This is a genomic window from Halomonas sp. AOP13-D3-9 (assembly GCF_052379125.1).
GTDB lineage: Bacteria > Pseudomonadota > Gammaproteobacteria > Pseudomonadales > Halomonadaceae > Vreelandella.
The window spans coordinates 137,143-161,208 of sequence record NZ_JBQSYH010000012.1; the positions used below are offsets into that span (position 1 = coordinate 137,143).

A 24,066-nucleotide genomic window follows, 5' to 3' on the forward strand; every position below is an offset into this window, starting at 1 on the left:
GTATGTTAATAGTAATTGTTATTATTAGTATTATGTTCTGAGTTTGTACGCTCTTGCAACACTCTGTTGCTTAAAAAGGTACCTGTGGTTAGAGGCGCTACATTTACCATCCATGCAGTGCCCCATGCGGCGGTAATTAAACATCAACTGGGCTTGGGTGCTTGCCAAGATGGTGCTGTAGCGCCTTGGCGATATCCGCGCGTACCTGGCCGGTGGCATCAGGTGTGATGCTGCCCAGGCGTGCGAAGTCGTGCACCATGCCGGGGTAAATAGTCAGTTGGGTGTCCACGTTCGCTTCCTGTAAACGGTTCACGTAGTCGATGCCTTCATCGACCAGGGGGTCATGTTCAGCTAGGGCGATAAACGCAGGTGGTAGGTTGTTGAGCTCCACAGCCTCCAACGGCGCAAAACGCCAGTCGTGGCGTTCCTCTTCGCTATTTAAATAGTGGCCAAACATCCACTGCAGGGTGTCTGCTTCCAGCAGGTAGCCTTGTGCGTAACGGCGATGGGATTCACTGTCCTGCCAGGCACTGGTGCAGGGGTAGAGCAGAATTTGGCAGCGTGGCGGGTGCCAACCATTGTCACGTGCTGATATGCAAAGAGCCGTGGCGAGGGTTCCCCCTACACTGTCACCACCAACGGCGATACGTGAGGTATCGATGCCCATCGCTTCTCCATGCTTCAGCAGCCAGCAATAGGCGTCTTCAGCATCGTGAAAAGCTGTCGGAAACTTGTGCTCGGGGGCCAGGCGGTAGTTGACAGCCAACACTGTGTAGCCAGTTGCTTGAGCGATGCTTTGGCAGAGCGAATCGTGAGAATCCAGGCTGCCCAGTAGGTAGCCGCCGCCATGGAAGTAGAGCAGGGTGGGCGCTAACTCCTCGCCTTGGTAGTGGCGTAGTTCAAGAAGGTGCCCATCTCGACAGGTGATGCTCAGTGCCGTTGCATCGTTAGCTATTGGCTCATCAAGCATCTGTGATGATGCCTCGTAGGCAGCGCGTGCTTGTTTTGGTGAAAGAGTGTGGAAAGGTGGGTTGCCGCTATCGGCGACCAGGTCTAAGAAAGCGGCGACATCAGGATGTAAGGACATAATGGGCGTAAGTCTCGGTATTAGGGGCCGCTCTGAGAGAGCGGCCATGCGTTGATAGTGCTTGGTTAGTCCGCGCCTACGAGTGAGGGAGTTGATACGCCGGAATGGGCTGTTGGCAGTGCCTCATTCAGTACTTCACAAATTTCACTTGTCCGTGCCGCTAAAATCGACAGCAGAGTGTCGCTCAAGCCATGGGTGGGTTCGCAACTGCCTTGCAGGAAAATAGCCGGTTTGAACTCAGGCTTGGTGTAGAGCTGATAGTGGCGGTTGACGGCAAAATCTGGCAGGTAGCCCGCAACGGGGGCCAGCAGCCGTTTATGGGTGTCGCGTACATAGCCGGTGGCTAACACCACGGCATCGTAGCGGGTGATATCCGTATGGCCACTCTCCAAATCACGCACATTTAGCTCAACGCCTTCAGGGCCTGCTTGGCTGCCGATCACCTCATGGCGGCGGCGGAAGCGGTGGCGGGCCTGGCCGGTTACTTTTTGCTGGTAGAACACATCGTAAATTTCCTGAATCAGCGCCAAGTCTGGGGCTGAGTAGTTAGTGCTTTTGTACTCCTGTAGCAGCGCTTCCCGCTGGCCAGTGGGGTTGTTGAACACGTAGTCGGTGTATTCGGGGTTGAAGATTTCGTTAACAAAAGGGCTATCGTCCGAGGGTTTAAAGGCCCATGCCCGGCTAATAAGATCCACCTGGATGCCTTCGCGGCCGTGCAGATCCAGGAATATCTCAGCGGCGCTCTGGCCCGCACCAATCACAGCGATGCGTTTGGGGGCGTCTTGCTTTTCCAACTCCCGGAGGTAGTGGCTGGAGTGGAAGACCCTTGGGTCGTCTTTTAGCCCGGCGAAGCATTCAGGCACATTGGGCGCGCCGCCCACGCTGATCACCAGTGAACGGGTGAGCCTTTCCTGTACCGCGCCGCTCTCATCCCGTGAACGCACGCGGAGATAGGCGACCTCGTCCTTGTCAGTTTCGGGCAGTACTTCAAACACATCCTCTCCATAGGTGCATTGGTGTTCAAAGTGTCTGGCCGTCCAGCTTAGGTAGTCATTGAACTCGTGGCGGCTGGGGAAGAAGGTCTGCAGATTGATAAAGTCTTGCAGGCGGCCTTTGCTGTGGAGGTAATTGAGGAAGCTGAAACGGCTCCCAGGGTTGCGCGGCGTGACCAAGTCTTTGAGGAAGGAGATCTGCATATGGGCATTTTCCAGCAGCATATGCGGGTGCCAGGCAAAGCAGGGCTGGCGCTCAATAAACAAGGCATCCTTCGCTTGCCCTGCCTGACGTTGCTCGTCAAGCGCAATGGCCAGGGCAATATTGGAGGGGCCGAAGCCGATGCCGATCAAGTCGTGAATATGCATAAGAGTCCTCGTGGCTGACATGTCTATGGGGTGAAGCGTGGGTCGGGTCGTGGCGCTGACCCAGGGTGCGGAGGCAGCGGAATCCAACTGCGCTCGTTAAAAAAGTGTTCGCGTAGCTGCATACCGAGCATGGCCCGCTTATGGGGGAAATCGAACGCCTTAACATGGGCGTAACCGCACTGGGCAAGGTTGTGCAGCATCTTGGCGTTATCTACGCGGGGCTCAATCACCAGGTGTTGGGTGCGGCAGTCATCCAGAAACAGGTAGTGCGAGATGGAGGGCATCCAGGCAGCCACATAGGGTTGCCCACGAAAAGCAGCCTCGCCGATCAGCACGTGCCAGCCGCGATCAAAGTCATCGGCAGCGTAATAAGCGCCGATGCGATCCTCCTTGGCCCAATAGGTCTCGAAGTAGCCGAAGGGTTCGCCGTCGATACAGCCGATCAGCGGCACAACGCTGGGGTTTTGCAACGTGCGCTCCAGCCGTTCGCGGTGCTGTTGCAGATCGCCCTGCTCTTCCCAGAAGTGGGCGACAACCGGGTCGTTCATCCAGCGGTTAAAGCGTTCAAGGTCAAGTTCCAGGTCAAGCACTCGGAAACTCAGGGTGGCATTCAGCCAGGCAATATGGCGCTGATAGACCGTGCCGCTGGGGCGCGGCGGGCGGCGTGGATGACGTTTTCCATTCTCCAAAATTGGCTGCTGCGGGTAGGGGGAGATGGAAGGGGAGGTGAGCCAAAGCGCGGGCAACTGCCAAAACAGCTCCGCATAGGCCCAGAGTTTGCCATTGGGATCTTTAACCGCGATTCCGTTGGCACACAGATTGGCATGCAAAACAGTGGGTAGCTGTAAACGAAGCGCTACAGCCCCAGGGTGAAAGGCAAAAGCCCCTTCGATAGCCGCCAGTAACGCCGGGAGAGGAGGTGCTGAACGCTGTGCCCACTGCAGCGTCAAGGTGCTGTTGTCATCTACTAACAACCACTCAAGACGTTCTTGATGTCCTTCCACATAAAGTGTCTGCGTGGTGATCTCATAGGTAACGCGATAGGTGCCCCCTTCTGGTCGTGAGAGCAGCGAGGCTACCGTGGGGCTTTCAGAGGGTACGTGCACCTGTGTTTGTGCCTGGACAGAACTGGACACCGCTAAGCTCCTATCAATAAGAACGAGTCAAAGAAACGAATAAAAAAAACAGCAAAAAAATCACCCCATCGGAGGGCGGCGTTACTGACTTCCTTATCTAAGGACGAATGAGAATGAGGCTTGTTTACATAAATATTGATTAACTTTTTGTGTGGGCGGTTCGTCTTTAGAAGTAGCTGTCGATTTTCAATCGCTTTCCAACGAGGTGAATGTGCTTTCCTATCTGTTTCGTCGAACCCGCGGGTTGATGGCCGCTGCTGCGCTGGCCAGTATTCTCTCGGGGCTTTTCAGCGTGCTGCTGATTGCCCAAATCAATGTGGCGTTAACCAGCGATGCCGCCAGTCGCGCTAGTGCTGCCTGGGCCTTTGCGGGCATTGCCGTGGCTCTAATGCTCTGTCGGATGGTGTCGACGGCGCTGTTTGAGCGGTTGGGGCAACGGGCGCTGGCCGAGTTACGCAGTTTTGTCGCCCAGTGTGTGGCCGAGACCCCCTTTGCTCACTTCGAGCGTGTGGGCAGTGCTCGGATCCAGTCGGCGCTCACCGAACACAGCAATAACGTGGCGGTACTGTTCGTTAGCTTGCCGGTGATTTTGACCAATACGGTCATCGTGGTGGGGTGCTTGGGCTACCTGGCGATGCTCTCATGGCAGGTGTTCTTGTTTGCTTTAGGGGTGATTGGGCTGGGTGCTGTCGGCTACCATCTGGTGCATTTACGCGCTATTCACTATCTCCAGAGTGCCTCGTCAGAGCAGGATCGCTTGTTTGGGCATTTCCGCGCGCTGACCGATGGGGCAAAAGAGCTGCGCCTGCATCAGCGCAAGAGTCGAGTCTTTATGGATCAGATACTCGGGGAGTCGGTTGAAGGCGTGCGGCGGCTGCGTACCTATGGCATGTCGCTGTTCGTGATCTCGACCAGCTGGGGGCAGTTCCTGATGTACGCCTTTATTGGCCTGGTGCTGTTTGTATTGGCGGGGGATGGGCCTAATCAAACCCAGGTAATGACCGGTTTTGCCCTGGTGTTTGTGTTTATGGTGACGCCCCTTGAAGGGTTGCTGATCAATATTCCGCGGATCAATATGGCGCGGGTAGCTGCTAGCCGAATTGATGACATCACACGCGAGATGCCCCATGGGCAGGAGAGGCAGGCGTCACCTCAGGCGCCTGATTTTCAACGGCTTGAATTGCGCGACGTCACCCATCAGTACTACCACGAGCAGAGCGATGATTTCTTTGAGCTGGGGCCGATTAATCTTAGCTTTACGCCGGGGGAAGTGGTGTTTCTGGTGGGGGGCAACGGTAGCGGCAAAACCACGCTGGCCAAAGTAGTGGTGGGGCTTTACCCGCCGGAAGGTGGCGAGGTGTTGCTCAATGGCGAACGTGTTGAGGCGGATGGCTGGGATGCCTACCGGCAGCTTTTCTCGGTGGTGTTCTCAGACTTCCATCTCTTTGAACGTCTGTTAGAGGCACCGCGTGATGGCCTGGACGAGGAGGGTAATCGCCTGCTGGCCAAGTTGCACCTGCAGCACAAGGTGCGCGTTGAGAACGGTGCGTTCACTACCCAGGCACTCTCCCAGGGCCAGCGTAAGCGCTTGGCGTTGGTAGTGGCCTACCTTGAAGATCGCCCGTTTTTGGTGTTTGACGAGTGGGCGGCAGACCAGGATCCGTTATTCAAGGAGGTGTTCTACTGCGAGGTATTGCCCGAGTTGAAGCGCATGGGTAAAGCGGTGTTGGTGATTACCCACGATGACCGCTACTTCCACCTCGCGGATCGTTTGGTGAGGCTGGAGAGCGGCAAGCTGTTGGCGACAGAACAGCTAGATGGTGAGCAGCCGACTAGTGAGGCGGTAGAGGCAAGTTTGACGTCTTAGCAATCGCGCGCAGCTATATGCTGCGCTATTACATGACTGCTATCGCTTAAACATGTCGTCTAAGCTAGCGGCGAACAGCAACTCTCGCATCCAGTCTTTCAATTGATTATGGTCGGCTTGTGCAAGCGCCGTTTCTACCCACTCGGGCACCTCACCAAATTTAAAGGTGAGTTGCGTGCGCACCATATCGCGGGCTTCCTCCAAGCGTCCTTCTTGCCGTCCTTCGCGCTTAGCTTGGTTCAAAAACGATACCTCGTCCCGCAATGCCCGCTCGCGTACAAACGCCAAACGCCGAGCCTCTTCGTCGGCACTCAGCTCGCGGATGCGGCTCATTGCTTTCTTAACCGGTTCGTGGGCAATATTGGCCATGGTGAGTTCCTCCTGCCAGTGTTTAAAGAAGGTGATCCAGGCCCGTAGTGGGCCTTCCGTCAACCCCAGGCGATCTGCCTTTTTCAATTCGATTAAGTTCATCTGCAGAATGTTCCCCAGCGAGACGCTGGGCTGTTGTTCGTCGCGCATTTCAAACCGCCACACCGCTTGGTGGCGCTCAGACGCCGTTGCAGTGAACAAATCGAAATCAAGCAGGTGTAGTCCCACCGAGGCGTTCAGCGCCTGATAATCCTCACCCGCTTCAAGCTGGTTGCCCAGCATACGGGCCAGATAAAAAACACCGCGCTTGTGCCACGCATCATAGCGACGCACCTGTACTTCCACATTATAGCAGTGGCCTTCGCCATCGCGTGCCAAGACATCGAGAATGATGTATTTACCGTATAGCTCGTCAGGCTTAATGGTTGGATTGAGTATGTCTACCGAGGCAATGTCTGGTAAGTCCGGGCGTAGATCATTGATCAAATCGACCAGCAGATCAGGCGCTTCGGCAAATAGCCGCTTGAAAACGTAGTCGTTGGTGGGGTCGAGTAATTCGCTCATCAGTGCTCCTCAGACGATACGAGAATCCTAAAATATCGACTGTGTCATTGCGAGCCTACTGGCCACTAACCCCCATCATTCGTGCCAGTAACCGGTCTTTAAGCCAGAAGCGGCGAACCAGCGCCGGTAAACGCTAGCTCACAGTCCCAGGCGCTGGTAATAAAGCTTCGTGGGCAGGAAGTCCTCTCGTAAATCCGTAAGCACCGCCATACTGACCACATCCACACGGTAACGATCCTGTAAACGGTAGTGATAAGTATACATCTGGATGACCGCTACTAGCTGTTGGCGCCAGAGCAGCCAGGTGGTACGGAGGAAGTGTTAAAGACGGCTGAGGCTACATAGTTGATAGACGTGTAGCGTGGCTATACACTGCGCATATGATCAAGAGCTTTCGACACAAAGGCCTGCGCAAGTTCTTCGAAACCGGCTCAACTTCTGGTATTCAGGCCAAGCACGCGACCAAGTTGCAAATCCAGCTAACCGCGCTGGACAGTGCAAAAGCCCCTGAGGATATGAATGCGCCGGATTGGAGGCTGCATCCATTGTCCCACAAGCTGAAAGGACACTGGTCTATCACTGTCAGTGGCAACTGGCGACTCACCTTCGCTTTCGAAGGTAAGGATGCCATCCTCGTTGATTATCAAGACTATCACTAGGAGGTCGCATGAACCGCATGCATAATCCCGCTCATCCTGGCGCTGTTTTGCGCGAGTACATTGGCGATATCTCTGTTACCCAGGCGGCCCAGCAGCTTGGCGTGACGCGTACTGCGCTATCGCGGATTCTGAACGGTAATGCCGGTATTTCTGCCGACATGGCACTGAGGCTTGAGCAAGCATTGGGTACCAGCGCCGAAATGTGGCTGGAAATGCAGCTCAAGTATGAGCTATGGCAAGCGTCACAGCGTCCACGCGCTCAGGTCACTCCTCTTCACGCGGCAGGGTGAAGGCAAGCGTACTGCCATAGTAAACCAGGGGTGGTTCAAGCGCCTTTAGGCAAGGTTTCTACCTCAAACGCTACAATCTGGCGCTGAACGCTGGAAAATTCCACACCAATTAAATGGATGGGTTTGCCAGAGGCGCGATGCTTATCGGCGTAGCCTTTATGTTTGATTTGCGCAAGCGCCGCGCCTTCAGGCAATTGCTCGACCACTTTGAACTCAAACAGGTAAATATGCCCACCAACGTCCACGCTCATATCCACCTTGCCGTGGTGGCTGGCGTCTTCCACCGTCACTTTGACGCCCAGAGCGGCAAAGTGGCTATAGAAGACACTTGCATAGTGGCCTTCGTATTGGGCTATGGGGTTGTTGCGGTACCAGTCGTGGGGGAGCCCTGCATAAAGGGCTTTGAGGTGAGCTTCCAAAGCAGCCAGATCATGGCGCTGAAAAATATCGAATAACGCCAGTTGATGAGTTTGCGCCTCGCTTGCGTTGATACCCAGTACTGGTAGCAATAAATCGTTGAGACTGCTTTCCACCTCTCGATTCGGAAAGCCTAGCGTATAGAGGCGATAGCCCAGCATGGGCTCCTGCACGTCCTTAATGGTGATATAACCCGTTTGAAAAAGTAGCCCTTCGGTGGTGATGTCATCCACATCAAAGCGCCCTAGCAACTGCGCTTTTGCCTGTAAGGTCTCCAATCGAGGGGTAAATACTCCCCGCTGCTTGAGGATATCGACCAAAAAGGTCGGCGTTGCGGACTCAAACCAGTAAGGGCCGAACTCGCGTTTCTGAAATAGCAACAGTACGTCGAAGGGGTTGTAGACGGACGTTACCGCACGTCCACCCCAGCGGTAACCGTTGTACCACTGGCGGATCTCATCGCGATCAAGATCGGGTAGTTCCGGGGCGAAAACTGTATCGATGTCCTCGTCGGTGTAGCCGCAAAGCGTGCTGAAGGGGGCATCTAGAGTGATATCGTTGAGGTTGTTCAATCCTGAAAACAGGCTGACCTTGCTAAATTTGGAAACGCCGGTGAGCAGCACAAAGTGCAAGTGTGGGTCGGCGTCTTTAATAACGCTGTAGAGGTTCTTCAACCCCTCGCGCAGCTCCCGAGCACGCTCGGGGGCCAGGATGTTATCCAGAATCGGTTTGTCGTATTCGTCAATCAGCACTACCACCCGCTGGCCGTACTGCTGGTGGGCGGCGCGGATGAGGGCAGAAAATTCACCCGGTATATCGGTTTTATGGTGCTGGGTAATGCCGAGCTGTTCGCGTTGAACCCGCAACTGCTCACGAATACGCTCGTCCAACCCGTCACGGCTCTGCATCACGCCATCGGCAAAGCTAATACGAATCACCGGGTAGCGCTGCTGCCAGTCCCACCTGTCGTGAATATACAGCCCTTCAAACAGCGCCTGGCGGCCTTCAAACAGGCAGCGCAGGGTATCCAGCAACAGGCTTTTACCGAAGCGGCGTGGCCGCGAGAGGAAGTAGTACTTGTTCTGGTTAACCAAACGCTCGATATGCGGGGTTTTATCGACGTAGTAATAGTTGCCCTCGCGGATATCCGAGAACGTCTGAATCCCGATGGGGAGCTTACGGCGATGGGCATCCTGCACGGCGGCCTCCAGAACAAAAACGGCGATACGAACAGCAGTTTAGCATGCCCAGAGGCTTGGCGTGACGCGTACCCTATCGCGGAGCAGCCTCGTCGGGTTGCGTATGTCTACCGAGGAAATATCCGGTAAGTCCGGGCGTAGATCATTGATCAAATCGACCAGCAGATCAGGCGCTTCGGCAAATAGCCGTATGGCTGTCAGCGCTTAAACATGTCGTCCAGGCTAGTGGCGAACAGAACCTCTCGCATCCAGTTTTTCAACTGATCATGGTCGGCTTGTGCAAGCGCCGCTTCCACCCACTCGGGCACCTCACCAAATTTAAAGGTGAGTTGCGTGCGTACCATCTCGCGGGCTTCCTCCAAACGTCCTTGTTGAAGCCCTTGTTGAAGCCCTTGTTGAAGCCCTTCTTGCCGTCCTTCGCGCTTGGCTTGGTTCAAAAACGATACCTCGTCCCGCAATGCCCGCTCGCGTACAAACGCCAAACGCCGAGCCTCTTCGTCGGCACTGAGTTCGCGGATGCGGCTCATCGCTTTCTTAACCGGTTCGTGGGCAATATTGGCCATGGTGAGTTCCTCCTGCCAGTGTTTAAAGAAGGTGATCCAGGCCCGTAGTGGGCCTTCCGTCAACCCCAGGCGATCTGCCTTTTTCAATTCGATTAGGTTCATCTGCAGAATGTTCCCCAGCGAGACGCTGGGCTGTTGTTCGTCGCGCATTTCAAACCGCCACACCGCTTGGTGGCGCTCAGACGCCGTTGCAGTAAACAAATCGAAATCAAGCAGGTGTAGTCCCACCGAGGCGTTCAGCGCCTGATAATCCTCACCCGCTTCAAGCTGGTTGCCCAGCATACGGGCCAGATAAAACACACCGCGCTTGTGCCATGCATCATAGCGACGCACCTGTACTTCCACATTATAGCAGTGGCCTTCGCCATCGCGTGCCAAGACATCAAGAATGATGTATTTACCGTATAGCTCGTCAGGCTTAATGGTCGGATTGAGTATGTCTACCGAGGCAATATCCGGTAAGTCCGGGCGTAGATCATTGATCAAATCGACCAGCAGATCAGGCGCTTCGGCAAATAGCCGTTTGAAAACGTAGTCGTTGGTGGGGTCGAGTAATTCGCTCATCAGTGCTCCTCAGACAATACGAGAATCCTAAAATATCGACTGTGTCATTTGCGTGCCTACTGGCCCCTTGCCCCCACCATGCGCGCCAGTACCCGGTCTTTAAGCCAGAAGCGGTGAATCAGCGCCATCGCAATATGGCCGATGACTAATCCACATAGCAGCCACGAGAGTGGGCCGTGAAGCAGATCGGCGGGGGCGATCATCCAGGTGATGTCTCGTTCTGCTTCGGGCAGTAGCTCTATGCCATAAAAGCGCAGCGCCCCGCCACGGCCGTATTGGCGCAAAATGGCGAAAGCAGGCAGACACAGCAGGAGCGCATAAAAAGTGATATGTACAAGGCGCGCTATGCGGCCACCCCATCCGAGCGGCTGCGGAGGACGCTGCTTGCGGTTGACCCATGCCCAGCCAAGGCGTGCCATAGTCACTATCAAAATCATAAAACCTAACGAGCCATGAGGCCCAATGCTCGCCAAAAACAGCGTGATAGCGTTTTCGCCCATTCCCCGCCAAGCCAGCAACACAGTAAATTGCAGTGTGACCAGCGCGGCGGTCAGCCAGTGAAGCGCACGGCTTATGCGTCCGTAGTGGCTAGGGCTGTCTCGCCAGCCAATGGGTGCTTGAGCTGGCTTGCTTATGTGATCACTGTTTAGCGCCGTGCCGTTTGCTGCGCCTTTATCCATTGGCCTTGCCCTGGCGCCAGTAGCCCATGCTGGTGACGTACTGTTTGGGGAGCCCGCACTCGTTGACTAAATAGCGGCGCAGCTTCATGGCGACCTTGGTTTCAGCAGCGATCCAGGCGTAGAAGGGCGCGCTGTCGTCTAGAGTGGCGGATTCCCAGAGCGGGCCGTCCTCATCGTCGCTTTCGTCGTTGGACGTGGCGCTGATAGTAACGTTAGCAGGCGTGCCGCCTAGCGCTTGAATTTCTTTATGCAAATCAATATCGCGCACTGCTCTCATCAACAGCTCACCGTGCTGGCAGCCGGGTTCAGCATCACGGGCCAGCCAGTGCAGCTTAGCGGCTTGGGGCAGCGGCTGAACGTCATCACTGCGGGGCACTTCGAACAGCGCTTCGACCCTGGGTTTGAGCGGCAGGTCATCAAGGGTTTCCAGAATGCCTGCGGCGGCGGGGAGAGCGGTTTCATCGGCGATGATCAGAATACGGCGCACGCCTTGGGGGGGCTTCCACTCGTAACCCAGCTTTGGGCCTTCCGCATTGGCGTCGGGGGCTGTCATGGCCAGGCGGTCGCCGGGGCGGGCGTGCATTGCCCAGCGTGAGGCGGGCCCATTGTCGCCGTGGAGCACAAATTCAACGTCTACCTCGGCCTTCTCCGGCCGCAAGGCGCGAATGGTATAGGTACGCGCAGAGGGCCGCTGGGCATCTGGTAGTGCGCGATAGGCGCCGTACCAGTCATGCTCTTCCAGCTTGGCGATCTCAAACAGCGGGTCGAGGCTGCCACCGCCTTCGGGAAAGAACAGTTTGACGCGCTGATCCGGAGCGTAGGTCGCCATGTGGCCAACGTCTGGGCCGGTAAAGGTGAACCTGACGAGCGAGGCGCTGACTTGAGTGCGCCGGGCGAGGGTGATATCGAAAAGCTGGTAGCTCGGTTTGGCTGCCATAAGGAGGCTCCGTTACTTGTGCATCAATTAAGGAGTCAATTGTAGTGCTAATTATTATCATTTAGAATCGTTGTCAATAATTTAACTATTAACCTCCAGAACGATTAAGGCTTAGACAATGACGCTGCTGCCTATTACGCCCCGCGTGGCGAGATGTTCGGTGATCACAAAAGGGTGCCCGCTATGCTAGGCGCCTCACAAGTTGCCCAACGAGTGGGAGGTATGTCGCCTGCGAAAGCCTGCTTATTGCTTAGCCTGCCGATGGTGGTGCTATTTTGGATTGGCCTAGAGGGCCAAGGCGGTTTTGCGCTGGGCCTGCAGGCGCTAGTGGCGCCTTCCTTTGAGAATGTTGACGAGCTGCTGCTCTACTACGCTTGGTGGCCGCGCCTCTCGATCGCGCTGCTGGCCGGGGGCGGTTTGGGGCTGGCGGGTGTGCTCATGCAGCAGGTGCTGCGCAACCCCTTGGCGTCGCCCACCACCCTGGGGGTGGCGTCGGGCGCTAATTTGGCGTTGATGACCGCTACGTTAATGGCCCCTGGCTTATTAGTGGTGGGGCGCGAATGGGTGGCTTTGCTGGGCGGCGCACTGGCGGTGGGGCTGGTTTTCCTGCTCTCCTGGCGGCGCGGTTTGGCCCCTATTGTGGTGGTGCTGTCGGGTCTGGTGGTCAATTTGTATTTGGGGGCGCTCTCCACCGCGTTGTTGCTGTTTAACCACGAAGCGCTCTCCGGGCTGCTAATTTGGGGTGCGGGCTCGCTGGCGCAAAATGGCTGGGACGGCGTGGCTATTCTCTGGCCACGGCTGGCAATTAGCTGCGTAGCAGCGTGGTTTTTGCTGCGCCCCTTGGCGGTGTTGGAACTGGACGATGCCAGTGCCAAGAGTCTGGGGGTATCGCTTGCCTATCTACGCTTTGCGGGTATGGGGCTGGCGGTGTTTATTACCGGCAGTATTGTCAGCGTGGTGGGCATCATCGGCTTTATCGGCCTGGCCGCACCCAACATTGTGCGCATGGCCGGGGCGCGCCGGTTGGGCCCACGGCTGTTATGGTCGGCGCTATTGGGGGCGGTGCTATTGGCCACCACGGATCTGCTGCTGCAGCAGTTTGGTGGCATGGTGGCGGCCTTTATCCCTACCGGGGCGATTACCGGAGCCCTGGGGGCACCGCTGTTAATGTGGCTGATTCCACGCTTGAAGCTCCAGGGTGACCAGCCGCCTAAAGGAGCAGGCGTTTTCGCCCATCGTCACCCGGTGCCTTCCCGCCTGGCCACCGGTTTAATCCTCGCGCTATTGGGTGCCACGCTGCTTGGGCTGCTGGTTGGCCAGGGGGTTGATGGCTGGTACTTGCTGTCGCCGGATAGCTGGAACGTGATGCAGTGGCGTCTGCCTCGGGTGATGGCGGCCGCCGCCAGCGGTTTAATGCTGGCGATTGCCGGGACGATTCTACAGCGCCTTTCCGCTAACCCCATGGCCAGCCCCGAAGTGCTGGGTATTAGCGGTGGCTGTGCCATCGCGCTGATTTTGGGGATTTTCCTGCTGCCCGCGCCAACCAACGCGATGCTGATCGGGGTCGGCACCCTGGGGGCCTTCGCGACGTTAGTGGTGCTAGTGGGCATCAACCGCAAGAGCGGTTATCTCCCCGAGCGCCTGTTGCTCACCGGGGTGGCGGTTAGTGCGCTGTTTGACGCCGTGCGCAGCGTAATGCTGGCGGGCGGCGACCCTCGCGGCCAGCAGGTGATCGCCTGGCTGGCGGGGTCTACCTATTACGTGGATATCACCAACGCCGTTATCGTCGGCGGTATTGCCGCCGTACTGGCACTGGTCACGCTGCCGTTTACACGTTGGCTGGATATCTTGCCGTTAGGCGCACCGACGGCCAAGGCGCTTGGGGTAACGCTGAACCGTGCCCGTTTAGCGCTGCTACTGCTCGTTGCACTGCTCACCGCCTGCGCTACCCTGGTAGTCGGGCCACTGTCATTTATTGGCTTGTTAGCGCCGCATATGGCGCGTTTGGTAGGCTTCTCCCGGGCAGGGCAGCATCTGCTGGGGGCGGCGTTGATCGGCATGCTGCTGATGGTGCTGGCGGACTGGGTCGGCCGTCAGATTATCTTCCCATATGAAATACCGGCGGGCTTGGTCGCCTCTTTGATTGGCGGGGCTTACTTTATGTGGGGACTGCGGCGGCTATGAGCCATGTGGCGATCAAGCCGAGTGAGCTTTGGGCTGTGGCGGATCCCGCGGAGGTGTTGTTGGCGCTTTACCGCCAGCCGCCGCTGGATAACGCCAAGGCCCCCTGTTTTGGTCAGCCTGATGAGACGACATTGGCGGCTACTGAACTACTGGATCATGAAGTGCTCTTCGCCCAGCTATCGCGTTACCGCCGGTGCCACGGTGACGATGCTGATTTTCTGGCTGCTGCTTCGATATGGTCGAAATTTCATTTCAGCAGTGTCTCTATTCCGACGCTGGTGGCGAACCTGCTATTGGGTTACGACCTGCTGGTCGGCGGGGATGAGCTGCGACTGGCGTTTGGCGACTATGGTCAGACTGCTCGTATCTGGTTGCCGCATGGCGGCGTCCCTCTGGCCTCAAAAACGCTTCAGGCACGTTTCAGTAGCCTATTCGATGACCACTGCGCGCCACTGATCGAGGCGCTCGCTGTGGTCTCCGGACTTTCTGCCAAGGTGTTTTGGAGCAATCTTGGTCACTACGTGGAGTTCGTGGGAAAGACCTGTTCGCGGCACCCGGAATTCAGCGGTGCGGGAGAACCGCTACTGGATTATCTCGCCACCAAGACGCTGCCCGATGGGCGCCGTAATCCACTCTATCAGCCAGTGCGTTACCTGGAACTGGGCGGTGAAACACCTGCTCGTGTACGGCGGCTATGCTGTATCAAATACCGACTGCCCAATGAGCCGTTGTGCGGCGGCTGCCCGCTAAAACCCGAAAATAAGCCGGCCAAGAAACGCCGTTAGGGTAGTACGGCACGCTGCAGCGCTTCCTTTAGCGTTCAACTCTTGCAAGGAGCCAAAGTTAATGGAACTGTTCAGAATCGTATGGCGTGATTATCGTTGGCCCTTTGTGGCCGTAGTGCTGCTTAGTCTGGCAAGCGCTGGCTTAGGCATCGGTGTTATCGCTTTTATTAATCAACGACTGCTGGGCACCTTCGCCGACCCCTGGCGCATCCTGCCCGAATTCCTGGCGCTGATAGCGCTGCTACTGGTGATTACCCTGACATCGCAGTTGGCGCTGACCACGCTGGGTCACCATTTCGTCTACCGGCTGCGGGGGCAGTTGATCAAGCGAATTCTGGATACCAATATCGAACGCGCCGAGCAGATTGGCAGTGCGCGTCTGCTGGCGAGCCTCTCTACCGATGTAAGTTCAGTGACCGTGGCGTTTATACGCTTGCCGGAACTGGTGCAGGGCGGGGTGCTGACGGTAGGTGCCACGCTTTACTTGGCGTGGCTTTCGCCTGCCATGCTGGGTGTCACTGCGCTTTGGGTGATCGTGACTATTTTAATTGGCATACGCTTGGTGGCGCGGGTCTATGGGCATATGGCCAAATTGCGCGAAATACAGGATCGTCTCTACGCAGATTATCAGTCGGTGATTGAGGGGCGCAAAGAGCTGGCGCTCAACCGTGACCGCGCCGAATGGCTGTATCGCGATGTCTATACGCCTAACGCAAAGGATTGCCGGCGCCATTTTATTCTTGGTGATACCTATCATCTGAGCGCGGTGAATTGGTTCAACATTATGATGCTGGGCGCCATCGGCGTGGTGTTCTTCCTGGCCAACGGCCTAGGCTGGTCGTCGGCCCAGGTGGCGACCACCTTCTCGCTCACGCTGCTGTTTTTGCGCGCGCCGCTGATTCAAGCCATTGGTGCCTTTCCGACGCTGATTAACGCCCGGGTGGCATTCGAAAAGATCAGCAGTTTAGACCTGGCCGAACACCGTGAAGCATTCGGGCACTCTGCATTGCGCCATAATTGGCAGGCGCTAACCCTGGAGCAGGTCAGCTATCGCTACCCGGATGAGGAGTCCCGGCCGGGCTTTGCTATCGGCCCCATCGATCTAACCTTAAAGCGCGGCGAAGTAGTGTTTCTAATCGGCGGCAACGGCAGTGGCAAATCGACCCTAGCGAGGCTACTCACCGGGCTTTACCAGCCGCAAAGCGGCTGCGTAAGGGTCGATGGCATGCCGCTGCGGGAAGAAGACTGGACACGCTATCGCCAACACTTCTCGGCGATTTATACCGACCTGCATCTCTTTGACCGGTTGATGGGCCCCGCAGGCGAGTCACCCGACCCGGCGCTAATGGAGGAGTGGCTGGCCGCACTAGGCATGCAGAGCAAGCTCGACTTCGACGGCGACCGGGTCACTAACGCCAACCTCTCTCAGGGCCAGCGCAAGCGCCTGGCGATGCTGCTGGCCGTGGCCGAGCAGCGCGACCTACTACTGCTGGACGAGTGGGCCGCTGACCAGGATCCCCAGTTCCGGCGAGTGTTCTACCGCGAACTACTACCCCAACTAAGGGCACTCGGCAAAACGCTGGTGGTGATCAGCCACGACGACCACTACTTCGACCAGGCCGACCGCCTGCTGGAAATGCGCGGCGGGCAGCTGGTGGAGCTCACCGGTGAGCAGCGGGAAGCCGCCAGCCGCGATGCGGTGGCTAGGGTGAATGAGTGAAAGCTAATGAGTAACTATCAATCAGCTGAGAATACGGCATATCACACGGGCTGTCGGGACTCGCTTGGCCAACTCTATCACCACCATCAACCCTGGCTGCAGCAGTTGCTGAGCCGAAGGCTGGGCTGTGGCGAGTCGGCGGCTGATCTGGCCCAGGACGCCTTTGTGCGCCTGCTGCAAACGCCGCGCCATCTGGATAGCTTCGACGGCGCCAGGGCCTATCTCAGCCGCATGGCCAAGGGGCTGTGCGTGGATCATTGGCGCCGTCTGGATATCGAAAAAGCCTGGCAAGAAGCCCTGGCCGCCCGCGCTGAGGCAACCCTGCCTTCCGTCGAACACCAGCAGATCGTGATCGAGACGCTGTGCGAGATCGACCGCATGCTGGCGCAGCTGCCCGACAAGGTGGCGACGGCTTTTCTGGCGTCGCAGTTGCAGGGTAAACCCTATCGGCAGATTGCCGAGGAGCTGGGCGTTTCCGAACGCATGGTCAAGAAGTACATGGCTCAGGCCATGTTGCAGTGTGCGTTGATCGAAGCCGGTTTCGAGGCCAGCCTTTAAATGACCTCGGCCGCTCGCCTTGATGACACCGCCAAGCGCCGCGCCTTGGCTGAGGCCGCCGAGTGGTTTGCCGAGTGGCAAGCGGGGGAGATGTCGGCAGCTGAGCGTCAACGCTGGCAGGCTTGGCATGATGCCAACGACACTCACCGCTGGGCCTGGCAGCAGGTGGAAGGCGTCAGCCGACGTTTTACCGCCAACCTGGATGAAACCGAGCGCCACGCTGCCGACCAGGTCATCAGCTCGGCGCGGCATCGGCGGCGGGGGCGGTGGCATCTGCTGAGTGGGCTCTCTAGCTTGGCGATAGTGGCTGTGCTGGTAGGGCTCTCCTGGCAGTGGACACCCTTGCCGCAATGGGTGGCCTACTGGGGCGCTGACTACCGCTCTGCCACCGGCGAAATTTCCCGCATTGAATTGGAGGATGGCACCCAGGTATGGCTAAGCAGCGCCTCGGCGCTGGACGTCGACTACGACCGGGAGCGGCGCCGGCTGCAACTGGTAACGGGTGAAGTGCTGATTACGACCGGTAAAGACCCTGAACGCCCCTTTTACCTGGATACCCGAAGTGCCCGACTGACCCCCTTGGGCACACGCTTCAGCGTGCACCAGCGCCAGGCCGACGAACTGCTGGCGGTGTTCGAAGGCGCGGTGGCTATTCAGACCCACGGCGATGCCGACCATGCTGGCCAACGCCAGGTAGTCGACGCCGGGCAGCAGGCCAGCTACGCCGCTAACGGCATTGGCGAACTCAACCCTGCCGACGGCAGTCGGGCCGCCTGGGCCAAAGGGGTGTTGCTGGCAGAAAATATGTCGTTGAAGAGCTTCGCAGCAGAGCTGAGGCAGCATCACCACGGCCGCCTAGAGGTCGATCCCGCGGTGGCGAATCTCACCCTGCTCGGTGCTTTCCCGCTTAGCGATCTGGAGCGCACCCTGAACATGGTCGAGACCACGCTGCCGGTGAAGGTGCGGCAAGTCATGCCCTGGTGGATCAAGATTGAGGCGGCTGGGGCAGCCTCTGAATAAAGGCTGGTCAGCAATAACAAACACCTTTCGGGTTCCTTTTTTCTCTCTGGGAATCTTCATCATTTCATTGTTGTTTTGTAATCTTCGTAGTACATTATTGGAATTAATGAAGCATGAAGGTTACATAATGCCGACTCCTCATTACCCCTCTGCCGCAGTTAAACGCGTGCTGCGCAAACTGGGTGCCGACCTCCGAGAAGCACGGCAGCGGCGGCGGTTGACCATGGCCGTGGTCGCGGAACGTGCCTTTACCAGCCGGGCAACTCTGCAGCGAATTGAGTCGGGTGATCCAGGCGTGAGCATGGGAATCTACGCGGCGGCACTGCAAGCCTTGGGCATGCTCAACCGACTTGAGCAGCTTGCCGATCCCTCCCAGGATGAGGTCGGCCAAGCCCTCTCTTCCGCAGCGCTACCCAAGCGTGTGCGTATGCCTGTAGCCACTAAGAAGCAGCCACATGACTGATGTTGACGTTTACATCGATCTGCAAGGGCAGGTTCGCCAATTGGGGCTGTTGCGCCGACAGGCGTCACGAAGAGGCGAGACCGTTACCTTTGAGTACGCCGCTGACTGGCTCAAGGACGCTAACCGGTTCTCGATTGAGTCTGCGCTGGCCCTGACAGCAGGCACGTTTCCGCCCCAGGCGGGGCAGCCTCTATTTGGTTCGATCGGTGACTCGGCGCCGGATACCTGGGGGCGGCGTTTGATGCAGCGAGCAGAGCGGCGTTTGGCAGAGCGAGAAGGTCGGCAGGTACGTACCCTAGGGGAACTGCATTACTTACTCGGCGTGGCTGACGAAACCCGGCTTGGGGCGCTGCGTTTTCGCTGGCATGGGGGTGACGTATTTCAGGCGCCGGTTAGTGAAGGCGTACCCGCACTGGTTGAACTCGGTCGTTTGCTGCAAATTACCGAGCGGATTGGCCGTGATGAGGAAACCGAGGAGGATCTTCGGCTTATTTTCGCGCCTGGGTCTTCACTGGGGGGAGCCAGACCCAAGGCGTCTGTGGTCGACCAGCACGGGTATTTGTCGATTGCTAAGTTCCCGAAAGATACAGATGAGTACAGCATGGAAACCTGGGAGGAGATTGCACTCAGGCTGGCTGAACGGGCGGGTATTGAGACTCCCAAGCACCAACTAGTGCAGGTTGCCGGGAAAGCTGTGCTGTTATCGCGTCGCTTTGATCGCGCGGATGGTTGGCGCATTCCGTTTCTGTCTGCCATGTCGATGACCGGATCGCGGGATGGTGAGCGAGGAAGCTATCCCGAATTGGTGGATGCCCTAACGGCGCATGGCGCGCAGGCCAAGGTAGATTCGGAGCAGCTCTATCGCCGGGTAGCCTTCAATGTGCTGGTGTCCAATGTTGACGATCATCTACGCAACCACGGCTTCCTATGGACGGGTCGGGGAGGATGGATGTTGTCGCCAGCGTACGATCTCAATCCGACACCTGTGGATATGAAGGCGCGTATTCTGACCACTAATATTGATCTTGATGAAGGAACTTGCTCGCTGGGGCTACTGGAAGAGGCCGCTGAGTACTTTGGCTTAGGCTTGAAATCAGCACGAACCATTATCCGCGAAGTGGCAGAGGCCACGCAGACTTGGCAGTCAGTGGCAAAGGAGGTCGGCGCCCGACGTACAGAGATCACGCGCATGTCCAGTGCCTTTGAGCACGAGGATTTGCAACTGGCACTACGCCTTTAAGTCCGGTCTATTGTCGCTGTGCAGTGGCTAATCTCTTGCCGCTGTTAAAAGTGCGCCAAGTCATGCCCTGGTGGATCAAGATCGAGGCGGCTGGGGCAGAGCGCGAATAAAACGAGCCAATAATAAAAAAACGCTTTTCCGGTTCCCTTTTTCCACGCTGGTTCGATTCCCCTATATAAGCAGCCAAAAATCATCTGCAAGGGGAATCGAAATGCCGCAACAACGCACCGCGTTACAACCGTCACTAACCGTTACTCGTCAGCTCCCACGGCGTCGCCGCGCCCTCGCGCTGGCGGTACACCTCGCCGCCGCCGGTTTGTTAGTCACGCCGCTGCTGTCGCTGCCCGCCATGGCGCAAACCGCCCAGCAGCAAACACGCCAATATGATATTCCCGCGGGCCCGGTCAGCACGGTGCTCAATCGCTTCGCCGCTGAAGCGGGTGTTTTTATCAGCGGCGCTGGCGAGTTAGGTGAAGGGCGCCAAAGTCCTGGGTTGCAGGGCCAGTACGGCGTTGATGAAGGGCTGGAGCGACTGCTGAATGGCACCCGTCTTAGGGCCGTACGGCAGGGGGATGGGAGTTATCGGTTGGAGGAGCGGCCAGATGGTGTGGCGCTGTCGACGGTTGAGGTGACAGGAGCACGTCTGCCCTACGGCATGACCGAGAACAGTAATTCCTATACAAGTGAAAGCACTAGCATCGGTTTAGCTTCTCAGTCAGTTAAGGAAACGCCGCAGTCCGTCAGCGTCGTAACGCGGGAACGTCTGGATGATCAAGGGACTACCTCACTGGCCGAGGCCATGCGTAACGTTACGGGCGTCACTGTGAACGAATACGGGGGGAACCAGTACACAATCAAGGCTCGTGGCTATAATATTGATTCTTTTCTCATGGATGGCAGTCCAGTTCAGGATGTGGGCAGCGCCTGGGAAAGCGCTGGAGTATTCGATACGGCTTTGCTAGATCGTATTGAAGTGTTGCGCGGCCCTGCGGGAATTCTCCATGGATCCGGTGAACCCAGCGGCACCATCAACTTGGTACGTAAACGCGCGCTAGCAGAAAGCCAAGCCTCTGTTTCCCTTTCTGCCGGTACAGATAATGCTTACCGGGGTGTTATCGATGTTACCGGCTCGCTTGATAACAAGGGACGAGTGCGGGGACGCTTCGTTGGTGTCTACGATGACAGAGACTCTTTTATTGATCACGTTTACTCAGAGAACCAAATCGGCTATGGCACGCTTGAGTTTGACTTATCCCCCGAAACGACACTCTCAATGGGTGTTACTGTACAAGATGAAGAGTTTCGTCCTCATTCTGGATTACCGGCATACAGTGATGGCACTCTGCCCAACGTAGACCGCTCGACCTATCTTGGATCCGACTGGGATAAGCAGACAGGAGATGCGCAACGCTATTTTATAGAACTTGAGCATCGCCTAGCTAACGGTGGCGAAATAACCTTTAAGGCTAATCGCCTGGACCGTGATGCAAATCTAAGAAAAAGTAGTGAAGGAGTTCTCACTGCTGATAAAGGTACAGGTGATTTTGGAATTCGTCAGATCGCATGGGATCTAGAGAAGCAAGACGATTATATAGAGACACAGGTTAGCTCTCCTTTTCAATTGGCTGGGGCGAGCCATGAAGCTGTCTTTGGTGCCAGCTATCAAAACAGTGAAGTAAGCAATGAGTGGGTCTACGGTGCTCCTCAATATCTTCCCCAGAATATTTACGACCCAATCCATAACCGCACAGAACCAGATTTTGACGGCACCCCAGGGAGAACAGAACTTAATATCGAACAACATGCTTCCTACGGCCAGCTTCGATTCAATATTTTAGATGATTTTACACTTGCGCTTGGTGGCCGTATCAATTGGTGGGAAACCAATAACTTTCTTGGTGGTGAAACGTCCGGGGATGATGGCACCGAATTTATCCCCTATGCAGGATTAATCTATCGCCTCAACGAAGAGCTCAACTTATATACAAGCTATACTGGTATTTTTGCGCCGCAAACGGCTGTAGGAACTGATGGTGACCCTATTAAGCCAAGAGAGGGTGAGCAATACGAGGCCGGTATTAAGGGTTCACACGCTGAGGGTAACTTGAACTGGCACGCTGCAGTTTTCCGTATTGAAGACACTAACCGCGCCTATACAGATCCGAATAACCCAGGCTTTTCAATTCCCATCGGCGAGGCTAAGAGCGAAGGTTTCGAGCTCGAAGTCAGCGGCCAACTGCTACCCCGCTGGGATATCAGCGCAGGTTATGCCTATACCCAAACTGAGTTCGTAAGAGATGCTAGTTCAGAAGGGCTCACACTCTCGCCTGACACACCTGAGCATAATTTCAACCTATGGTCACGTTATCGATTTAGCGACGCGCCTGATCAAGGCTGGCGTATTGGCGCTGGCGTAAATACTGTCAGCAGTATTTACGCTGAAAGCGGTGATACACGTATTGAACAGGGCGGGTATACCACTGTTTCTGCCATGCTCGGCTATCGCGTCAATGAGAATTTGGATGTTTCATTGAATGGCAATAACCTAACAGACAAAGAGTATTACTCTACCGTTAGGGGGACTACAAAGCATAATTATTACGGCGCACCTCGAAACTTCATGATGACAGTGGAGTATGATTTCTAAAAAATCATCTTGATACGATTGATGTTCAGCCCTGTATCAACAGGGCTGAATACTATTTGTCATAAAAAATTAAAGTCTATAGACAGCCAATAAAGAGATGGCATTGCTATAAAAGCATCAGACCATCGTTTAAGAAGGGGCCTGAAGTGAACCCATTCAGCTTCATCACCAGGAACTGGCGCTTGACCGCTTATGTCTTATACTTTTCGTTAATAGCCAACTCATCAATGGCAGCTAAAGCGGACTCACCCATCTCAGTATTTGATTGGTCGATTGCAGAAACAGTTCTCTCGCTTGAACCTGGTTCCGCATCACTGGGTAATATTACTGCTTTCCACACATGGACTGGAGGTGAATATAAAGATGCTAATATCACCGATATTGGGACACAGACTTTCCCAAATATGGAACTGCTCAATCACCTTTCACCTGAGAGAATACTTCTTTCGCCTAGTCAGACTCGCCTAGGCCAAAGGCTAAATGGCATTGCACCTATCACTATTCTCGAATCCTACCCTTATGTTAGTGACAGAAGTAACGGTTTTTGGGAAACCCTTGAGGGTTTTACCCTTGAAGTTGGTACGTCAGTCAATCAACGAGCAAACGCCGAACAGCTAGTGTCAGACACGCGATCTCATCTAGACACCTTGAAAAGCAACGTAGGCCCTCAGCCCCCACTGCTTATTGTCCAACTAGTCACTGAGCAATATGCCCGCGTGTATGGCAGCAACAGTATGTTTCAGGGTGTGCTTCGGAAATTGGATTTAAGCAATGCATGGACAGAAAAAACCAATCAGTGGGGGTATTCTATGGTAAGCATCAGGGAGCTTTTTAATGTGGAAGAAGCGAGACTGGTTGTCCTCGAAAGTGCATTCCCGGTAGGTATAGAAAACAATATCGAAACTAGTGGTATGTGGCGTTACCTTCCCAGTGTGCAGCGAGGCGATTATGTCGTTTTACCATCTGCTTTTTGGATAGCCGGCGTTCACCCCTCCGCCCTCCGCTTCGCCGAGGCCCTTGTCGAGGCATTGGAGGAAAGCACTACCACTGAGTAGGCCGTCACCTAGCGGGCCAAACATTGATCTGCCTCCCAACCGTCAAGGCAGTTGTGTTTTCCCAAATACATAAACTCAGGAATCAATAGCAAGGGCTTGTATCCTCCTGGGTCACCCAATATGATGGCAATAATTATCATTTGCATAGTGTTGAGGCCAGAAAGTAGCCATGCCGTCTGGGAATTATCCACTGCGCGAGCAGGTACATACTCTCTATTCCGACCATCACCGCTGGCTTCTTGGCTGGCTGCGTAGCCGTTTGGGCTGTTCGCAGCAGGCGGCGGATTTTGCGCAGGATACCTTTGTACGCATTCTGGGGCGCAGCGATGCCGAGCATCAGTTTGAGGCTATCCGTGAGCCACGCAGTTTTCTGACGACCATCGCCAATCGGGTTTTGATCGATCATTTCCGCCGCCACGCATTGGAAAAGGCCTATCAGGAAAGCATGGCCCTGCAGCCGGAACCGGTTGCCATTTCGCTAGAAGAGCAGGCCATCATACTGGAAACCCTGCACGAACTGGATGCCATGCTCAGCGGCCTGGGGAACAAAGTACGGCGTGCCTTCTTGTTATCGCAATTACAGGGTATGCGCTACGCAGATATTGCCCGGGAGCTGGACGTATCGCTCAGTTCAATCAAAAAATACATGGCCAAGGCCACCGAGGCGTGTTTGCTCTATGCGCTGGAAGCGGAGCTGTAAC

General features: G+C 56.0%; 22 protein-coding genes. 13 read left to right on the forward strand and 9 right to left on the reverse strand.

Translation table 11 applies throughout. The features are described 5' to 3' along the window. Window positions 1–136: 136 nt before the first annotated feature. The 3 genes from ACT3UM_RS14735 to ACT3UM_RS14745 all read right to left on the reverse strand — a co-directional run bounded on the left by ACT3UM_RS14735 (window position 137) and on the right by ACT3UM_RS14745 (window position 3,584). The gene (locus tag ACT3UM_RS14735) at window positions 137–1,087 is read right to left on the reverse strand and encodes an alpha/beta hydrolase (RefSeq protein WP_498899996.1); all 951 of its coding nucleotides are present in this window, start codon (window positions 1,085–1,087) and stop codon (window positions 137–139) included. 65 nt (window positions 1,088–1,152) lie between these two features. Then, window positions 1,153–2,448: a lysine N(6)-hydroxylase/L-ornithine N(5)-oxygenase family protein gene (locus ACT3UM_RS14740; protein ID WP_498899998.1), complete on the reverse strand. Its 1,296-nt coding sequence runs from the start codon at window positions 2,446–2,448 to the stop codon at window positions 1,153–1,155. A 23-nt stretch (window positions 2,449–2,471) separates the two neighbouring features. Further along, a complete protein-coding gene (locus ACT3UM_RS14745) occupies window positions 2,472–3,584 on the reverse strand; it encodes a GNAT family N-acetyltransferase (protein WP_498900000.1) in 1,113 nt (370 codons plus the stop codon). A 211-nt stretch (window positions 3,585–3,795) separates the two neighbouring features. Here ACT3UM_RS14745 and ACT3UM_RS14750 point away from each other — a divergent pair, with 211 nt between their 5' ends. Beyond that, window positions 3,796–5,451, forward strand: a complete 1,656-nt coding sequence (locus ACT3UM_RS14750; RefSeq protein ID WP_498900002.1) for a cyclic peptide export ABC transporter — start codon at window positions 3,796–3,798, stop codon at window positions 5,449–5,451. Between the two features lie 39 nt (window positions 5,452–5,490). Here the strand turns inward: ACT3UM_RS14750 and ACT3UM_RS14755 are convergent, their stop codons facing one another. After that, the gene (locus ACT3UM_RS14755) at window positions 5,491–6,384 is read right to left on the reverse strand and encodes an Rpn family recombination-promoting nuclease/putative transposase (protein ID WP_498900004.1); all 894 of its coding nucleotides are present in this window, start codon (window positions 6,382–6,384) and stop codon (window positions 5,491–5,493) included. 138 nt (window positions 6,385–6,522) lie between these two features. Then, a complete protein-coding gene (locus ACT3UM_RS14760) occupies window positions 6,523–6,648 on the reverse strand; it encodes a hypothetical protein (protein WP_498900006.1) in 126 nt (41 codons plus the stop codon). 116 nt (window positions 6,649–6,764) lie between these two features. On the opposite strand from ACT3UM_RS14760, the gene ACT3UM_RS14765 reads away from it, so the two are divergent. Next, window positions 6,765–7,043: a type II toxin-antitoxin system RelE/ParE family toxin gene (locus tag ACT3UM_RS14765; protein ID WP_498900008.1), complete on the forward strand. Its 279-nt coding sequence runs from the start codon at window positions 6,765–6,767 to the stop codon at window positions 7,041–7,043. Window positions 7,044–7,051: 8 nt separating this feature from the next. Continuing rightward, a complete protein-coding gene (locus ACT3UM_RS14770) occupies window positions 7,052–7,333 on the forward strand; it encodes a HigA family addiction module antitoxin (protein WP_066320712.1) in 282 nt (93 codons plus the stop codon). A gap of 35 nt (window positions 7,334–7,368) precedes the next feature. Here the strand turns inward: ACT3UM_RS14770 and ACT3UM_RS14775 are convergent, their stop codons facing one another. The 4 genes from ACT3UM_RS14775 to ACT3UM_RS14790 all read right to left on the reverse strand — a co-directional run bounded on the left by ACT3UM_RS14775 (window position 7,369) and on the right by ACT3UM_RS14790 (window position 11,693). After that, window positions 7,369–8,949: an ATP-binding protein gene (locus ACT3UM_RS14775; RefSeq protein WP_498900011.1), complete on the reverse strand. Its 1,581-nt coding sequence runs from the start codon at window positions 8,947–8,949 to the stop codon at window positions 7,369–7,371. 197 nt (window positions 8,950–9,146) lie between these two features. Further along, complete coding sequence (locus tag ACT3UM_RS14780) at window positions 9,147–10,076, reverse strand: Rpn family recombination-promoting nuclease/putative transposase (RefSeq protein WP_498900013.1); 930 nt, start codon at window positions 10,074–10,076, stop codon at window positions 9,147–9,149. Between the two features lie 56 nt (window positions 10,077–10,132). Beyond that, window positions 10,133–10,756: a cytochrome b gene (locus ACT3UM_RS14785; RefSeq protein ID WP_498900015.1), complete on the reverse strand. Its 624-nt coding sequence runs from the start codon at window positions 10,754–10,756 to the stop codon at window positions 10,133–10,135. Then, entirely contained in the window at window positions 10,749–11,693 is a 945-nt protein-coding gene (locus ACT3UM_RS14790; protein ID WP_498900017.1) for a siderophore-interacting protein, read from the reverse strand. The genes ACT3UM_RS14785 and ACT3UM_RS14790 overlap by 8 nt, the downstream gene beginning before the upstream one ends. Before the next feature lie 183 nt (window positions 11,694–11,876). Here ACT3UM_RS14790 and fhuB point away from each other — a divergent pair, with 183 nt between their 5' ends. From fhuB to ACT3UM_RS14840, 10 genes are all read left to right on the forward strand, one after another. Further along, the gene (gene fhuB, locus ACT3UM_RS14795; RefSeq protein WP_498900019.1) at window positions 11,877–13,877 is read left to right on the forward strand and encodes a Fe(3+)-hydroxamate ABC transporter permease FhuB; all 2,001 of its coding nucleotides are present in this window, start codon (window positions 11,877–11,879) and stop codon (window positions 13,875–13,877) included. Beyond that, a complete protein-coding gene (gene fhuF / locus ACT3UM_RS14800) occupies window positions 13,874–14,662 on the forward strand; it encodes a siderophore-iron reductase FhuF (protein ID WP_498900021.1) in 789 nt (262 codons plus the stop codon). The genes fhuB and fhuF overlap by 4 nt, the downstream gene beginning before the upstream one ends. Before the next feature lie 61 nt (window positions 14,663–14,723). Continuing rightward, window positions 14,724–16,382, forward strand: a complete 1,659-nt coding sequence (locus ACT3UM_RS14805) for a multidrug ABC transporter permease/ATP-binding protein (protein ID WP_498900023.1) — start codon at window positions 14,724–14,726, stop codon at window positions 16,380–16,382. Between the two features lie 6 nt (window positions 16,383–16,388). Beyond that, on the forward strand, window positions 16,389–16,940 hold the full coding sequence (locus ACT3UM_RS14810) for a sigma-70 family RNA polymerase sigma factor (RefSeq protein ID WP_498900025.1): 552 nt from the start codon (window positions 16,389–16,391) through the stop codon (window positions 16,938–16,940). Beyond that, window positions 16,941–17,960, forward strand: coding sequence for a FecR domain-containing protein (locus ACT3UM_RS14815; RefSeq protein WP_498900027.1), 1,020 nt, complete (start codon window positions 16,941–16,943; stop codon window positions 17,958–17,960). It abuts the gene before it with no gap. Between the two features lie 127 nt (window positions 17,961–18,087). Further along, window positions 18,088–18,423, forward strand: a complete 336-nt coding sequence (locus tag ACT3UM_RS14820) for a helix-turn-helix domain-containing protein (RefSeq protein WP_498900029.1) — start codon at window positions 18,088–18,090, stop codon at window positions 18,421–18,423. After that, complete coding sequence (locus ACT3UM_RS14825) at window positions 18,416–19,663, forward strand: type II toxin-antitoxin system HipA family toxin (protein WP_498900032.1); 1,248 nt, start codon at window positions 18,416–18,418, stop codon at window positions 19,661–19,663. The genes ACT3UM_RS14820 and ACT3UM_RS14825 overlap by 8 nt, the downstream gene beginning before the upstream one ends. Window positions 19,664–19,874: 211 nt before the next feature. Beyond that, entirely contained in the window at window positions 19,875–22,310 is a 2,436-nt protein-coding gene (locus ACT3UM_RS14830; protein WP_498900034.1) for a TonB-dependent siderophore receptor, read from the forward strand. A 146-nt stretch (window positions 22,311–22,456) separates the two neighbouring features. Next, on the forward strand, window positions 22,457–23,365 hold the full coding sequence (locus tag ACT3UM_RS14835; protein WP_498900036.1) for an ABC transporter substrate-binding protein: 909 nt from the start codon (window positions 22,457–22,459) through the stop codon (window positions 23,363–23,365). A 169-nt stretch (window positions 23,366–23,534) separates the two neighbouring features. Next, the gene (locus tag ACT3UM_RS14840) at window positions 23,535–24,065 is read left to right on the forward strand and encodes a sigma-70 family RNA polymerase sigma factor (RefSeq protein ID WP_498900038.1); all 531 of its coding nucleotides are present in this window, start codon (window positions 23,535–23,537) and stop codon (window positions 24,063–24,065) included. Window position 24,066: the final 1 nt, after the last annotated feature.

Coding starts and splice junctions, on each gene's coding strand:
- ACT3UM_RS14735 (WP_498899996.1), bottom strand. CDS start 1,087: ATGTCCTTACATCCTGATGTCGCCGCTTTCTTAGACCTGGTCGCCGAT.
- ACT3UM_RS14740 (WP_498899998.1), bottom strand. CDS start 2,448: ATGCATATTCACGACTTGATCGGCATCGGCTTCGGCCCCTCCAATATT.
- ACT3UM_RS14755 (WP_498900004.1), bottom strand. CDS start 6,384: ATGAGCGAATTACTCGACCCCACCAACGACTACGTTTTCAAGCGGCTA.
- ACT3UM_RS14760 (WP_498900006.1), bottom strand. CDS start 6,648: ATGTATACTTATCACTACCGTTTACAGGATCGTTACCGTGTGGATGTG.
- ACT3UM_RS14765 (WP_498900008.1), top strand. CDS start 6,765: ATGATCAAGAGCTTTCGACACAAAGGCCTGCGCAAGTTCTTCGAAACC.
- ACT3UM_RS14770 (WP_066320712.1), top strand. CDS start 7,052: ATGAACCGCATGCATAATCCCGCTCATCCTGGCGCTGTTTTGCGCGAG.
- ACT3UM_RS14780 (WP_498900013.1), bottom strand. CDS start 10,076: ATGAGCGAATTACTCGACCCCACCAACGACTACGTTTTCAAACGGCTA.
- ACT3UM_RS14785 (WP_498900015.1), bottom strand. CDS start 10,756: ATGGATAAAGGCGCAGCAAACGGCACGGCGCTAAACAGTGATCACATA.
- ACT3UM_RS14790 (WP_498900017.1), bottom strand. CDS start 11,693: ATGGCAGCCAAACCGAGCTACCAGCTTTTCGATATCACCCTCGCCCGG.
- fhuB (WP_498900019.1), top strand. CDS start 11,877: ATGCTAGGCGCCTCACAAGTTGCCCAACGAGTGGGAGGTATGTCGCCT.
- fhuF (WP_498900021.1), top strand. CDS start 13,874: ATGAGCCATGTGGCGATCAAGCCGAGTGAGCTTTGGGCTGTGGCGGAT.
- ACT3UM_RS14805 (WP_498900023.1), top strand. CDS start 14,724: ATGGAACTGTTCAGAATCGTATGGCGTGATTATCGTTGGCCCTTTGTG.
- ACT3UM_RS14810 (WP_498900025.1), top strand. CDS start 16,389: ATGAGTAACTATCAATCAGCTGAGAATACGGCATATCACACGGGCTGT.
- ACT3UM_RS14815 (WP_498900027.1), top strand. CDS start 16,941: ATGACCTCGGCCGCTCGCCTTGATGACACCGCCAAGCGCCGCGCCTTG.
- ACT3UM_RS14820 (WP_498900029.1), top strand. CDS start 18,088: ATGCCGACTCCTCATTACCCCTCTGCCGCAGTTAAACGCGTGCTGCGC.
- ACT3UM_RS14825 (WP_498900032.1), top strand. CDS start 18,416: ATGACTGATGTTGACGTTTACATCGATCTGCAAGGGCAGGTTCGCCAA.
- ACT3UM_RS14830 (WP_498900034.1), top strand. CDS start 19,875: ATGCCGCAACAACGCACCGCGTTACAACCGTCACTAACCGTTACTCGT.
- ACT3UM_RS14840 (WP_498900038.1), top strand. CDS start 23,535: ATGCCGTCTGGGAATTATCCACTGCGCGAGCAGGTACATACTCTCTAT.